Annotated in this window: 12 protein-coding genes and 1 tRNA gene; 7 read left to right on the plus strand and 6 right to left on the minus strand. The window is 69.6% G+C overall.

Going from position 1 to position 12,509, the window contains the following annotated elements; all coding sequences use genetic code 11:
- Nucleotides 1-138: 138 nt before the first annotated feature.
- Nucleotides 139-582, minus strand: a complete 444-nt coding sequence (locus tag GB864_RS00005) for a hypothetical protein (RefSeq protein WP_160422225.1) — start codon at nucleotides 580-582, stop codon at nucleotides 139-141.
- Between the two features lie 147 nt (nucleotides 583-729).
- Nucleotides 730-2,169 (minus strand): MFS transporter, encoded by a 1,440-nt coding sequence (locus GB864_RS00010; RefSeq protein WP_473808258.1) that lies wholly within the window; start codon nucleotides 2,167-2,169, stop codon nucleotides 730-732.
- Nucleotides 2,170-2,290: 121 nt separating this feature from the next.
- Between GB864_RS00010 and GB864_RS00015 the strand changes: the two genes are divergently transcribed.
- Together GB864_RS00015 and GB864_RS00020 are read left to right on the plus strand one after the other, a co-directional pair.
- Entirely contained in the window at nucleotides 2,291-2,758 is a 468-nt protein-coding gene (locus tag GB864_RS00015) for a MarR family winged helix-turn-helix transcriptional regulator (protein ID WP_160422226.1), read from the plus strand.
- On the plus strand, nucleotides 2,755-3,429 hold the full coding sequence (locus GB864_RS00020; RefSeq protein WP_160422227.1) for a hypothetical protein: 675 nt from the start codon (nucleotides 2,755-2,757) through the stop codon (nucleotides 3,427-3,429). Before GB864_RS00015 ends, GB864_RS00020 begins: the two co-directional genes overlap by 4 nt.
- A 16-nt stretch (nucleotides 3,430-3,445) precedes the next feature.
- On the opposite strand, the gene GB864_RS00025 is transcribed toward GB864_RS00020, so the two are convergent.
- The gene (locus tag GB864_RS00025) at nucleotides 3,446-5,200 is read right to left on the minus strand and encodes a pyruvate dehydrogenase (protein ID WP_160422228.1); all 1,755 of its coding nucleotides are present in this window, start codon (nucleotides 5,198-5,200) and stop codon (nucleotides 3,446-3,448) included.
- Nucleotides 5,201-5,473: 273 nt separating this feature from the next.
- Here GB864_RS00025 and GB864_RS00030 point away from each other — a divergent pair, with 273 nt between their 5' ends.
- The 4 genes from GB864_RS00030 (at nucleotide 5,474) to GB864_RS00045 (ending at nucleotide 7,852) form a co-directional block, all read left to right on the plus strand.
- Nucleotides 5,474-6,649, plus strand: a complete 1,176-nt coding sequence (locus tag GB864_RS00030; protein ID WP_160422229.1) for a ThuA domain-containing protein — start codon at nucleotides 5,474-5,476, stop codon at nucleotides 6,647-6,649.
- A 192-nt stretch (nucleotides 6,650-6,841) separates the two neighbouring features.
- Nucleotides 6,842-6,915, plus strand: a tRNA-Pro gene (locus GB864_RS00035).
- 74 nt (nucleotides 6,916-6,989) lie between these two features.
- Entirely contained in the window at nucleotides 6,990-7,409 is a 420-nt protein-coding gene (locus GB864_RS00040) for a hypothetical protein (RefSeq protein WP_160422230.1), read from the plus strand.
- Between the two features lie 20 nt (nucleotides 7,410-7,429).
- Nucleotides 7,430-7,852 carry a hypothetical protein gene (locus tag GB864_RS00045; RefSeq protein WP_160422231.1) on the plus strand — a complete coding sequence of 141 codons (423 nt, stop codon included), beginning with the start codon at nucleotides 7,430-7,432 and terminating at the stop codon, nucleotides 7,850-7,852.
- Between the two features lie 364 nt (nucleotides 7,853-8,216).
- On the opposite strand, the gene GB864_RS00050 is transcribed toward GB864_RS00045, so the two are convergent.
- Both GB864_RS00050 and GB864_RS00055 read right to left on the minus strand, forming a co-directional pair.
- Nucleotides 8,217-9,815 carry an ABC transporter permease gene (locus GB864_RS00050; RefSeq protein ID WP_160422232.1) on the minus strand — a complete coding sequence of 533 codons (1,599 nt, stop codon included), beginning with the start codon at nucleotides 9,813-9,815 and terminating at the stop codon, nucleotides 8,217-8,219.
- Nucleotides 9,815-10,726 (minus strand): ABC transporter ATP-binding protein, encoded by a 912-nt coding sequence (locus GB864_RS00055; RefSeq protein ID WP_160422233.1) that lies wholly within the window; start codon nucleotides 10,724-10,726, stop codon nucleotides 9,815-9,817. Before GB864_RS00055 ends, GB864_RS00050 begins: the two co-directional genes overlap by 1 nt.
- A gap of 145 nt (nucleotides 10,727-10,871) precedes the next feature.
- Here GB864_RS00055 and GB864_RS18705 point away from each other — a divergent pair, with 145 nt between their 5' ends.
- Complete coding sequence (locus GB864_RS18705) at nucleotides 10,872-11,492, plus strand: TetR/AcrR family transcriptional regulator (RefSeq protein WP_336603819.1); 621 nt, start codon at nucleotides 10,872-10,874, stop codon at nucleotides 11,490-11,492.
- 159 nt (nucleotides 11,493-11,651) lie between these two features.
- Here GB864_RS18705 and GB864_RS00065 read toward each other — a convergent pair whose 3' ends face one another.
- Entirely contained in the window at nucleotides 11,652-12,287 is a 636-nt protein-coding gene (locus GB864_RS00065; RefSeq protein WP_160422235.1) for a TetR/AcrR family transcriptional regulator, read from the minus strand.
- Nucleotides 12,288-12,509 lie beyond the last annotated feature (222 nt).

Raw genomic sequence — 12,509 nt, forward strand, 5'->3', positions numbered from 1 at the left:
GGGCTCGCCTATCGTCGTGAACACGCGCGTGCGCGAGAAGCGCGACCGCCGCAAGTAACGCCTCGGTCCGCAGACGCGAGAACGGCGGCCCGCCCCCCCGAGGGGGCGGGCCGCCGTTCGGCGTTCCGGATGCTCCGCTCAGCGGGCGGCGGGGACCGTCTCGGTCTCGGTCGCCGGAGCAGCCTCGTCGGACGCGGGGGTCTCGGCCGGAGCGGCGGTCGCCTCGTCGGCGGGCGTCTCGGTCGTCTCGAACTCGTCGTCGAGGTCGTCCTCGAGCTCGGGCCCGACGACCGCGGCGGGGGCCGCGAGGGCCGCAGCCGAGTGGTTGCGGGCGTGCACGGCGAGGGCGACCAGCACGCCGACGATGCCGGCGAGCACGAGGAAGCCGCCGAGCGTCGAGTTCGACTGGAGCGAGACGTACTCGAGGTAGTCGGTGCCGCCGTTGGTCATGAAGTCGGCGAACGCGGCGTTCGAGGACGAGAGGAACCAGAAGCCTCCGCCGATGAGCCCGGCCGAGACGACCCAGAGGCCCAGCAGGGCGAAGTTGATCGAGCGGCGGGCGGGTGCAGTGGTGTCGGACACGAAGGGGTACTCCTCATCGGTGGTGCGGTCGGGTGCGACGCTACGGAGCGAACCTCTCAGCAGCCTATGGAGGCGCCGTGCATCCGCCTGCCGTCGCGCCTCAATCCTGCCGTGCGACGGCACGCTTCGCGGAATCGTCGCCGTGGGTCAGGCGGGCTCGCCGGCCGGTGCGGGAGCGGTGTCGCGCTCGCGGCGGCCGTCGCGCGGCATCGCGCTGCCGGCCAGCAGCATGAGCACGGCGGTCACGGCGACGGCGATGAAGACGCCCGTCGTGGCCTGGATGATCGTGGCCGGGTCGTGCTCGCCCGCGCCCGCCGAGATGATGTTGTTCGAGATCGCGCCGTAGACGGCGACGCCGACGGCCGAGCCCGCCGAGCGGGCGAACGCGTTCGCGCCGGTCACGACGCCGCGTTCGGCCCAGTCGACGCTCGACTGGGCGGCGATGAGCGAGGGGGCGGCGACCCAGCCGAGGCCGAAGCCGATGACGAACGAGACGGCCGCGATGAGCCACGGGTTGGGGTACGGTCCGACGGCGATGAGCCCGAGCGCGCCGAGCACCGCGATCGACGAGCCGATCATGACCGTCGTGCGGAAGCCGAAGCGGAGGAAGAGCCGGCCGGCGATCGAGGTCGCGAGCGGCCAGCCGAGCGTGAGCGCCGCGACCGCGAGGCCGGAGAGCAGCGGGATCACGCCGATCGAGTTCTCGAGGTAGGTCGGCACGAAGCTCGTGACGCCGGTGAGCAGCGCGCCGACCATGAGCGCGCCGAGCGTCGTGGTCAGGATCAGGCGGCGCTTCAGGATCGACACGTCGATGACGGGTTCGGCCGCACGGCGCTCGACGAACGCGAACGCGAGGAACGCCAGCAGCCCGATGCCGAAGCACGCGATGCTCGGCACCGAGTCCCACGCCCAGGCGTTGCCGCCCTCGAGCAGGCCGAGGATGAGCGCGGTGAGGGCGACCGTCAGGAGGCCCGCCCCGAGGTAGTCGATGCGGTGGCGGCGGCGCTCGATGCGCTCGTGGAACGAACGGATGAGCGCCCAGCCCGCGATGAGGCAGAGCGGGATGTTGATGAAGAAGATCCAGCGCCAGGCATCCAGCTGGCTGAAGATGCCGCCGAGCGCCGGGCCGAGCACGGAGGAGATCGCCCACACGCTCGCGATGTAGCCCTGCACCCGGGCACGCTCGGCGACGGTGTAGAGATCGCCGATGATCGTCATGCTCATGGGCGCGACGGCGCCCGCACCGAGGCCTTGGACCACACGGAAGACGATGAGCGAGGTCATGTTCCACGCGAGCCCGCAGAGGATCGAGCCGACGAGGAAGAGGCCGACGCCGATGAGGATGATCGGCTTGCGCCCGATGGTGTCGGAGAGCTTCGAGTAGATCGGCACCGACACCGCCTGGGCGAGCAGGTAGACCGAGAAGAGCCAGGGGAACTGGTCGAACTCGCCGAGTTCGCCGACGACGCTCGGGACGGCGGTGGCGAGGATCGTCGCGTCGATGGCGATGAGCGCCGTGGCGAGCATGAGGGCGATGAGGACGGGGCCGCGTTCCGAGCGGAACCCCACGGCGGGCAGATCAGTCACGATGAAGCCAAGCTATCGCGACGACGGGTCATTCCCGGACCGGCCTGATGCGGGGAGGTGCGCCCGCCCGGGCGTCCACGCGGATTCGTGAAGTGCGCGAATAGTGCAGTACCTTCACGATATGGATGTCACCGTGCTCGACCGGCTGCTGCAGATCAGCGAGCTCTTCCAGCGCGACCTCGCGAACGCATTCGCCGGCACGCCGCTCACGACGGCTCGGGTGCGGGTGCTGTGGGTGCTCGCGCATCGCGGGCCGTCGGCCCAGCACGACCTCGCCGACGCGCTCGAGACGAGCCCGCGCAACGTCACCGGCCTCGTGGATGCGCTCGAGGCCGCCGGGTACGTGCGGCGCGCACCGCACCCGACCGATCGCCGTGCCTACCTCGTCGAACTCACGGCGGTCGCGTCCGAGCAGATGGAGCGGATGCGCGTCGACCACGCCGAACTCTCCGCCGCGCTCCTCGCGGCCGTGCCCGAATCCGACCGGGATGCCCTCGAGCGCGGCGTCGCCGCGATCGCCGACCGGCTCGAGACCCTCGTGCTCGCCGACGAGGCGGCGCGCGCCGCCGTCCGCGAGGCGAGCGCATGAGCCCGCCCGCCCCGCAGCCCGAGCCATCCGGTCTCGCGCGTCTCAGCGCGTTCGCGCTCCGAGCCGTCCGCATGGAACTGCGGATCTACACGAGCCTCGGCCGGTGGATCGGCCGCCGCCCCGACCTGCCCGCCGGAGCCCGCGGGTTCGGCTATCACCGGCCCGTGCAGACGATCCTGGTGATCTTCATCGTGCTCTCGGCGATCGAGATCCCGATCTTCGACCTCATCGTGCACCGCTGGCCCGTCGTGCGCATCACGCTGCTCGTGCTCGGCATCTGGGGGCTGACGTGGATGCTCGGGCTGCTCGCCGCCTACCTGATGCGGCCGATCGCCGTGGGGCCGGCGGGTATCCGGGTGCGCCACGGCATCGAGGTCGACGTGCCGCTCGCGTGGTCCGACATCGCCGACGTCCGCCGCGAGCGACGCATCGACGAGCCGAAGACGCCGTGCATCGTCGTCGCCGACGACGGCACGCGCACGCTCGCGTACCGGATGCAGGACGAGACGAACCTCCGCATCGAGCTCGCCGGGCCCCTCGACGTGCGGCTGCCCGGCCGACCGCCGAAGGGCGGTGCGCAGACGATCGACTCGGTGCGGCTGTGGGTCGACGACCCCGACGGCTTCCTCGCGGCGGTCGCGGCGCTCCGCAGCGCCGAGTCGCCCCGCTGACGGCCCGGGCCGTCGCTCAGAGCCCCCGGAGGTGGCGGAGGTTCGAGCGGGCCATCGCGACGGCCTCGGCCGCGCCGCCGTGCAGCACGACCTTCGACATCGCGAGGGCGAAGCCCTTCACCTGCCCGCTCGTGATCGCCGGCGGCAACGAGAGGGCGCGGGGGTCCGTGACGATGTCGACGAGCGCCGGGCCAGGATGCGCGAACGCGGCGCGCACGGCATCCTCGAGTTGCTTCGGGTCGTCGACGCGCACGGCATGGAAGCCGAGCGCGGCGGCGGCGCCCGCGTAGTCGACCGACGGCACGTCGACGCCGAAGTCGGGGAAGCCGTCGACGAGCATCTCGAGCTTGACGAGGCCGAGCGTCGAGTTGTTGAAGACCATCACCTTCACCGGCAGGTCGTAGGCCACCGCCGTGATCAGTTCGCCGAGCAGCATCGAGAGCCCGCCATCGCCGGAGATCGACACGACCTGGCGGCCCGGGTACGCGTACTGGGCGCCGAGCGCCTGGGGGAGTGCGTTCGCCATCGAGCCGTGGATGAGCGAACCGATGATGCGCCGATCCGGCCCCGGAGTGACGTACCGGGCCTGCCAGACGTTGCCCATGCCCGTGTCGGCGGTGACGATCGCGTCGTCCGCGAGCAGGTCGTCGATGACGGTGATCGCGAACTCCGGATGGATCGGGACCGTCGTGTCGACGTCGGTGTACTGTCCGACCACGGAGCCGAGGAGCTTCTCGTGCTTCTTCAGCATCCGATCGAGGAAGGCCCGGTCGGGCTTGGGTTGGACGAGCTCGGTCAGCCGGGCGAGCGTCGCGCGCACGTCGCCGTGCACCGGATGCGCCACGCTGACGCGCTTGCCGAGGTTCGCCGCGTTGCGGTCGATCTGGGCGATGACGACCTTCGACGGGTCGGGCAGGAACTGCTCGTAGGGGAAGTCGGTGCCGATCAGGAGCAGCAGATCGGCGTCGTGGATGCCCGCGTGGGCGGCGCCGTAGCCGAGCAGTCCGGTCATCCCGACGTCGAACGGGTTGTCGTACTGGATCCACTGCTTGCCGCGCAGCGTATGTCCGATCGGCGCGCCGAGCAGATCGGCGAAGGCCACGACCTCGTCGTGGGCGCCCTCGACGCCGGCGCCGGCGAAGATCGCGACGGTCTTGGCGGCATCGATCGCGGCGGCGAGGCGTTCTACGTCGCCGTCATCCGGGACCAGCACGGGGGCGGCGGTGCGCACGAGCGCCGGGAAGGCGGCCGACGACGGCAGTTCCGCGACATCCCCGGACAGCACGATGACGCCGACGCCGCGATCGGCGATCGCGTGCCGCATGGCGGCGTTGACGACCCGAGGCGCCTGCGCGGGCGACTGGATGAGCTCGCAGTACACCGAGCACTCGACGAACAGGCGGTCCGGATGCGTCTCCTGGAAGTAGCCTGTGCCGATCTCGGGGCTCGGGATGTGGCTCGCGATGGCGAGCACCGGCGCCCCCGAGCGCTGCGCATCGTAGAGGCCGTTGATGAGGTGCAGGTTGCCGGGGCCGCAACTGCCGGCGCACACCGCGAGCTCGCCGGTGAGCTGCGCCTCGGCCGCCGCCATGAACGCCGCAGCCTCCTCGTGGCGGACGTGCACCCAGTCGATGCCGCCCTTGGCCGACCCGCCGGTCTTGCGCACGGCATCCACGACGGGGTTCAGGCTGTCGCCCACGATCCCGTAGATGTGCCGCACCCCCGCATCCACGAGTTGGGCGACGAGCTGTTCGGCGATGGTCTGGGCCATGTGGTTCCCCCTCGGCTTCGACGGCCCGCCCCCGGCGAGCCTCGGTGACAGTCTTCACCCGGCGCCAGCGCCCGGACCAGGCTTCGGCGGGGGCACTGCGGGAGTTCCCAGCCTGCGAGGCGAGATGGTGCGCGGCATCCGTCGTGAAGTTGCTCGACCAGTGTTGCGGCGTCCACAGACTTGTCATAGCTTGTGCACAGGAAATATGTCGCGCGGGCAAACATATCCCCGGGCGGCATTCGCAGCAGTCGACTCAAGGGGGAGTTCTCACTCATGCAACGACGTTTCCAACGCCTCATCGCCGGGCCCGGTGCCGTCGGCGTCGCTCTGTCGCTCGGCCTCGTCGCGTCACCCGCCCACGCCGATGACGACGAGCGCTACCGGGTGCTCGTCGTCGGCGAGACGCTCGGGTTCCGGCACTCGCACATCGACGAAACGACGAACGCCGTCATCGCACTCGGCGCCGAGCACGGCTTCGACGTCGACGTCTGGGACCCGCCGCAGGGCAACTCGCCCGGCCAGCCGGCGCTCACCCTGCCGAGCAGTCCGTTCACGACCGCCGGCGATCTGGCGAAGTACGCGACGATCATCTTCGCGTCGCCCGTCGACGGCACCAACAACCTCGACCCCGCCCGCCCGCGCCTGCTCGACGACACCGAGGTCGCCGCCTTCCAGGGCTACATCCGCGGGGGCGGCGGCTACGTCGGCCTGCACGCCGCGACCGACACCCTGCACACGGTGCCCTGGTACAGCGAACTCACCGGCGGCGGTGCGCGGTTCCGCAATCACCCGGCGCAGCAGACCGCGACGATGCGCGTCGAGAACCCGTCGCATCCCTCCACGCAGGGGCTGCCGGCCGAGTGGGTGCGCTTCGACGAGTGGTACAACTACACGACCAACCCGCGCGAGGACGTCCACGTGCTCCTCACCCTCGACGAGTCGACGTACACCGGCGGCACGATGGGCGAGGACCACCCGCTGTCCTGGTGCCAGAACTTCGAGGGCGGGCGCTCCTGGTACGAGGGCGCGGGGCACACGGATGCCTCGTGGACCGACCCGGTGTTCCTCCAGCACATCCTGGGCGGCATCGAATGGACCGCGGGTCTCACGAGCGGCGGCGGCGACTGCGTGACCTTCGCCGAGGTGGACGCGGTGCTGGCCGGCGTCGGGCTCTCCGACAAGGTCGAGGCGGGCATCGTCAAGGTCGAGCGGAAGAACCCCACCGCGGGAGCGGCGCTCCGCAAGGCCGCCGAGCGCCTGCACGCGGCGCTCGTCGCGAAGGTCGCAGGCCAACTCGACGCCGCAGAACTCGCCGCCGACGCGGGGGACACCGCCGGTGCGATCAAGTCGCTCCAGAAGGCGGCCGTGCTCGGGTACGGGTTCGACGACGAGACGTTGCGCGCGAAGATCGCCGACCTCGTCGAATGGCAGCGAGGCCTCGCGGGCTGACGGGCTCGTGCGAGGGTGCCGTCCGGCCCGCCGGTCGGGCGGCACCCATCGCTCGTGCGACGACCGGATGCCCGTTCCCGAGCCCGACTCAGGGACGCGCCCGGGCTGCGCGGCCGTGTTCGAACCACGCGTCCCGGTCCGCTATGATGGACAAGTTGCAACCGCGGCGCGAGAGCGAAGCGGGGCCAGCCACGGGCTGTGGCGCAGCTTGGTAGCGCACTTGACTGGGGGTCAAGGGGTCGCAGGTTCAAATCCTGTCAGCCCGACCGAAAAGTCCCGGAAACTCAAGGGTTTCCGGGACTTTTGAGGTTTGCAGTGGCTCTCTGGAAGCGGCCCGCGTGTGCAGAATTTCCATGACCGCGATCCGTTCACGACGCTTTTCAGCAAGCATCGCACCGTCACTGCTGCTCGAAGCACCATGCTGGCGAGCCTCGCGGCCGGGAAATCCAACTCTGTCCCCATGTCGTTGAGCCTGGGAGGCGCGGATGGAGTCAGTCTGTGCCTAGAGAACCTCGCAATGACTTACGTCGGATCGTATGCTGGCACGGTGCGGGCGATGGATATTCGGGGGCACACCGCGACCCTCATGTTCACCGCTACCAATACCTCGAGCCTGGCTTCCGCGTTGCATCTGCCGTACTACGGCATGATCCCCGGTTACGAGAGTGTCGAGGCGTGGCAGAACTCGCTCGCGGGCGACTCCGGTCCGATGTCTCCGACGAGCCAGACGACCTCTTGGTCGGAGCAGGTGACATTCTGATGGCGCTCAGGGTGCGGGCCATGATCGGAACCATCGCTGCGATTGGGCTGCTGCTCGGGACGTCTGGGTGTGTGTTCCGACCACCGATGCCGACTGCTGAGCAGCTTGTGGGTGAATGGATCGATGGGGACGGGGCGGTGCTCACATTGGATGCAGATGGGACGTTCACCGCGACACAAATGCCGGAAGCAGTCTTGCGACCGTTCTCCTACCCGCCAGCCACCCTCGATGGTCCATTGGGCGACGGCGCGGGCTCGTGGCAGATCGGCGGAATCATGGAGGAACGCAACAGTTGGGGAACGCCTCTCGTCTGGTTCTCCCCTGACGAAGATACGGGTTGGTTCTACTTCGAGGTGATCAATCGGCACGGCGAGGTTCAGCTCCGTGCCGATGTCGGCGATCCCGAATCGGTTCCGGAATACTACGAGCTCCATCGAGACTGATCGAGGTGATCGCTCCTGGAGAGCGATGTGAGGCCGCTGTTCAGAATTGTGAAGTGCCCCGTCCGCAAGCGCACCTCCACGCGTAGAGGGCGTGAAGAACGAATTGGTGACATTGGTCAAGTCCCGGAAACCTAAGGGTTTCCGGGACTTTTGCAGTTGACGAAGTCGATCCTTCCCTCGAAAACCATCCGTGCTTCTCCTCGGTTCGCGAGCGAGGTGCGCATGCGGGGTCGTTCTGTCGGCACCAGCACTTCTGGCGCTGTGCCCGGCGAACTCCGCGGAACCTTCACGCCCCGCTGAGATGCGCGGGCTGACGGCTCCCTCGTTCCTCGGTGGAGCGGTGCCGTCGCGACCCGATGGGCGCTCAGGTGCGCGCGAGGTCGCGTCGGCGGAACCCGGCGAAGCCGATGGCGAGGAACAGCACGGTGACGAGGCTGATCCAGACCAGGCCCCACCAGTCCGCGTCCGGGTCGGTGACGCCGGGCACGTGCCAGAACGGGCTGATCGCCAGCACCCAGTCCCAGAGGTTGAAGGTGGGGCCGAGGATCGTGAGGCCGAATGAGGCGAGCACGCCGATCCAGGACGCCAGGACCACCTGGGGCCGTGCGCCGATGACGGCGACGGCGATGGCGATCACGGTCCACACGGCCGGGACGGTCGCCACGGCCTGCAGGAACGCGTCGCCGAACTCGACACCGATATCGGCCGATGCCGTCAGCGCGGCGATCAGGAGGCCGGCGATGAGGACGTAGACGGCGGGTGCGGCGAGGGCGATCACGACGTTGCTCGCGAAGTAGCGGGCACGGGCGGTCGCGGTGGCGATGAGCGGTTCGACCCGGTCTTCGAGTTCTTCCGTGCGCACCTTCAGCATGGTCTGCACGCCCGGGATGGAGGCGAGGATGCCGACGAGGCTGAGGATCGTCACGAGGAATGCACTGACGAGCCCGGCGGAGTCCGCGGCCCCGGAGGCGAGCGCCTGTTGCAGCGCCGCGTCGCCGCCGAGGATGTCGTTCACCGACGTCGCGAGGTAGCCGAACACGAATCCCAGGCCGATGAAGGCGATCGTCCACGTCAGCAGCGGACCTCGGTTGATGCGCAGCGCGAGACGCCAGGTGGATCGTGCCGATCCGCGGGCCGGGCCGGGACGGGGAGCGATCGCGCCCGCACCGAACTCGCGGCGGGCTTGCAGCACGAACGCGACTGCGAGCAGCACGAGGGTGAGCGCTGCGGCGAGCAGGAGCGGCCACCAGTTGTCATCGACGGCCGGCTTGGTCTCGGTCATCCAGGCGAGCGGGTTGATCCAGATCGCCCAGTCGGGCGCCTCCAGTGCGTAGGCGACGCCGCGGGCGATGAAGAGCACGCCGAGCGTTCCGACGGCGAGGGAGTTCGCGGTGCGGGCGTCGGAGCCGAGCTGGGCGGTGACCGCGGCGACGCCGGTGAACATCCAGGCGGTCGCGCTCATCGTCGCGGCGATGAGCATCGACGCGTTCCAGCCGCCGCCGAACGCGACGGTCACGAGTCCCGTGACGAGTCCGAGCACGATCGAGAACACGAGGCACATCCAGACGGCGGCCGCCAGCCTGCTCGCTCGTCCCATCACGCCGGAGGCGAGGAGTTCGGCCTGGCCGGAGTCCTCTTGGGCGCGGGTCGCACGGGTGACGGCGAAGATCACGCCGAGCGCCGCGAGCAGGCCGCCGAGGGAGAGCGCCCGCCAAGCGTTGAAGCCGTCGGCGGTGCTGAGGTCGTACGCAGGACCGAAGATGATCGCCATCGCCGGGTTCGCACCGACTGCGGCGGCGAAGGCGGCCTTGTCCTGGTCGCTCGGGAACACCAGCGGGTAGATCATCGAGGACGCCGAGAGCAGCGTGGTCAGCAGAGCCCACGGAACGAGGAGCCGACCGTCCTGCTTGACCTCCGCCCGGAGCAGCGGTGGCGTGCCGGCGATCGCGGTCGCGCCCGCCATCAGGAGGCCGCCCGGTCGGTCGAATCGGTCTCGTAGAGACGCAGGAACAGGGACTCCAGCGAGGGCGGCTCGACCGTGAGCGCGGTGATGCCGAGCGGCGCGAGCCGGGTCATGGCGGCGCCGACCTCGGCGGAATCGACCGTCGCCCGGAGCCGGTCGCCGTCGACGTGGATGTCGCTCAGCCCCTCGAGTGCGGACTGCGGCACCGGAGCGGACAGCGTCGCGTGGATGGTGCTGCGGCTGCCCTGCTGCAGATCGGCGAGAGTACCGGTCTGCACGACGGCGCCCTCGCGGATGATCGAGAGCCGATCGGCGAGGGACTCGACTTCGGAGAGGATATGGCTCGAGAGCAGCACGGTGGCGCCGTTCGCCTTCGCCTCGCCGATGACCTCCTGGAAGACGTTCTCCATGAGGGGGTCGAGGCCGCTCGTCGGTTCATCCAGAATCAACAGCTCGACGTTCGACGACAGCGCCGCGACGATGGCGACCTTCTGACGATTGCCCTTCGAGTACTGCCGGCCGCGCTTGCTCGGATCGAGTTCGAAGCGCTCGATGAGGTCGGCACGCCGGCGCTCGTCGAGCCCGCCGCGCAGCGAGCCGAGCAGGTCGATCGCCTCGCCGCCGGTCATCCCCGGCCACAGGGACACGTCACCCGGCACGTACGCGAGACGGCGGTGCAGGTCGACGACGTGCTTCCACGGGTCGTGCCCGAGCACCTGCGCCGAGCCGCCGTCGCCCTTGAGCAGGCCGAGCAGTACCCGGATCGTCGTCGACTTCCCGGCGCCGTTCGGGCCGAGGAAGCCGTGGACCTGTCCCCGCTCGACGTGGAGATCCAACCCCTGCAGGGCTTTGAACTTGCCGTAGGACTTCGTCAGCCCCCGCACGTCGATGACGGCTTCGCCAGCACTCATCACAGCTTCCAATCGGATCGCTCACCTGGTGCGGCCAGCCTAGGACGCACCTCCACGCATGGGGAACTCCCCACGCGCGGAGTTATCGTACGCCATAACTCTACGGGTGGGGAATTCCTCACCCGGCGGGGCTACGATTGCTCCCGTGGCCGAGCAACCGAACCTCGCACCGCGAGCGAAGCGACCGACGGGCCGACGCGCGGGCGACAGCGGAACGCGCGACGCGATCCTCGACGCCGCGCGGGACCTGTTCGCCGCCCGCGGCTACGACGGCGCCTCCGTACGCGCGATCGCGACCGCCGCCGGTGTCGACCCCGCGCTCATCCGCCACTTCTTCGGCGACAAGGACGGCCTGTTCGCCGCGACCATGGCCGACCGCACGGTCATCCCCGCCCGCATCGCCGAGCACCTCCAGGGCGACCCCGCGACGGCCGGCAACCGGATCGTCGACGCCTACTTGCGGATGTGGGAGGAACCCGAGACCCGGCCGGTGCTCATGGCCCTCATCCGGTCGGCAACCACGTCGGAGCAGGCGGTCGGCATGCTCTTCGACGTGCTCGGCGGGCGAATCCGCGAGCAGTCCGGCATCACCGACCCGGACGGCGAACGAATGCGACGCGTCGCGCTCGCCGGTACCCAGATGCTCGGCGTCGCAGTCGCCCGCTATGTGATCAAGCTCCCACCGATCGCCGCGATGACGCATGCCGAACTGGTCGAACAGATCGGGCCGACCATCCAGCGTTACCTCGACGGCGAGAACATCTGACCGCCACGGGCTCGCTCGGAGAGGCCGCACTCGGAGCCGATCGAGGCGACGGCCTCGGCCGGCCGCTCGGTGCGGCGAATCGCCCGGTGTTGGATGCCCCTGCTGGAATGCGGCGCTGCGGAGTCCGCAGGCGAGCCGGTTGACGGGGCGGTCGAGACGTCAGGCGAGTGCCTGCTCGAAGGCGCTCTTCGCCTCCATCAGGTTCTGGCCGCTGAGTTGGCGGAACGCCGCGTTGATCTCCGCGGCGAGATCGAATGACGGGTCGACGAGCCACTGCGACTGCAGGCCGTCCCAGACGGCGACGAGTCGGCGGGCTACCGACTCCGGTTCGAGGTCGGGGTGGGCGAGCCCGCGGTGCTGGCGGTGTCGGAGCATGTTGGCGAAGGAGCTGATCGCGGCGCTGTTGTGTCGGAGGAAGTACTCGTGGGCCGGATGCTCGACCTCCTGCGCCCGGGCGTTCAGGTAGACGGTGAGGCGGGTCCTCCAGAGCATCTCGGGACTCCGCCGCGCGAGGCGGGCCACGACGTCGTTGACGTCGCCGAGATCGCTGTCGTCGCGGCTGCCGAGATCGTCGGCCATCCGCTGGTCCGCGAGTTCGAGTGCGGCGACCAGGACGTGCTCCCTCGTCGGGAAGTGGTAGAACAGCGCTCGTTCGCTCACTCCGGCGGCCGCAGCGACCTTCGCCAGGGAGAGGTCGACGTGCCCGGACTCCGCGATCAGGTCGAGCGCGGCGCCCGCGATCACGGCACGCCGTCGGGCGCTTTTCGCGTACTGTCCGCGGGTGCTTCGAGTCATGGCCATACGTTACGCCAAAGTTGCAGTTGGGTACATGTTTGAGTCGCCTCCCGCCTCGACGCCGCGTGTCGATCTCGGTTCAATGGTCGAGAAGTAGCAGTTCACTACGTTTTGGTGAGATCGCTCTCTCGACGACAAAGGAGTCGAAACATGAGCACGCCCGACCACGCGTCCGCACCCGCTGTCGCGGTCGCGTCCGGCATCGAGGCTCGACGAATGGAG

The sequence above is a fragment of the Agromyces seonyuensis genome, from assembly GCF_009789225.1.
In the GTDB taxonomy this organism is placed as follows: Bacteria; Actinomycetota; Actinomycetes; order Actinomycetales; family Microbacteriaceae; genus Agromyces; species Agromyces seonyuensis.

What these genes read in the sequence shown, in the direction of transcription:
- GB864_RS00015 (WP_160422226.1), top strand. Translation starts at nt 2,291, where the DNA reads ATGGATGTCACCGTGCTCGACCGGCTGCTGCAGATCAGCGAGCTCTTC.
- GB864_RS00020 (WP_160422227.1), top strand. Translation starts at nt 2,755, where the DNA reads ATGAGCCCGCCCGCCCCGCAGCCCGAGCCATCCGGTCTCGCGCGTCTC.
- GB864_RS00025 (WP_160422228.1), bottom strand. Translation starts at nt 5,200, where the DNA reads ATGGCCCAGACCATCGCCGAACAGCTCGTCGCCCAACTCGTGGATGCG.
- GB864_RS00030 (WP_160422229.1), top strand. Translation starts at nt 5,474, where the DNA reads ATGCAACGACGTTTCCAACGCCTCATCGCCGGGCCCGGTGCCGTCGGC.
- GB864_RS00045 (WP_160422231.1), top strand. Translation starts at nt 7,430, where the DNA reads ATGATCGGAACCATCGCTGCGATTGGGCTGCTGCTCGGGACGTCTGGG.
- GB864_RS00050 (WP_160422232.1), bottom strand. Translation starts at nt 9,815, where the DNA reads ATGGCGGGCGCGACCGCGATCGCCGGCACGCCACCGCTGCTCCGGGCG.
- GB864_RS00055 (WP_160422233.1), bottom strand. Translation starts at nt 10,726, where the DNA reads ATGAGTGCTGGCGAAGCCGTCATCGACGTGCGGGGGCTGACGAAGTCC.
- GB864_RS00065 (WP_160422235.1), bottom strand. Translation starts at nt 12,287, where the DNA reads ATGACTCGAAGCACCCGCGGACAGTACGCGAAAAGCGCCCGACGGCGT.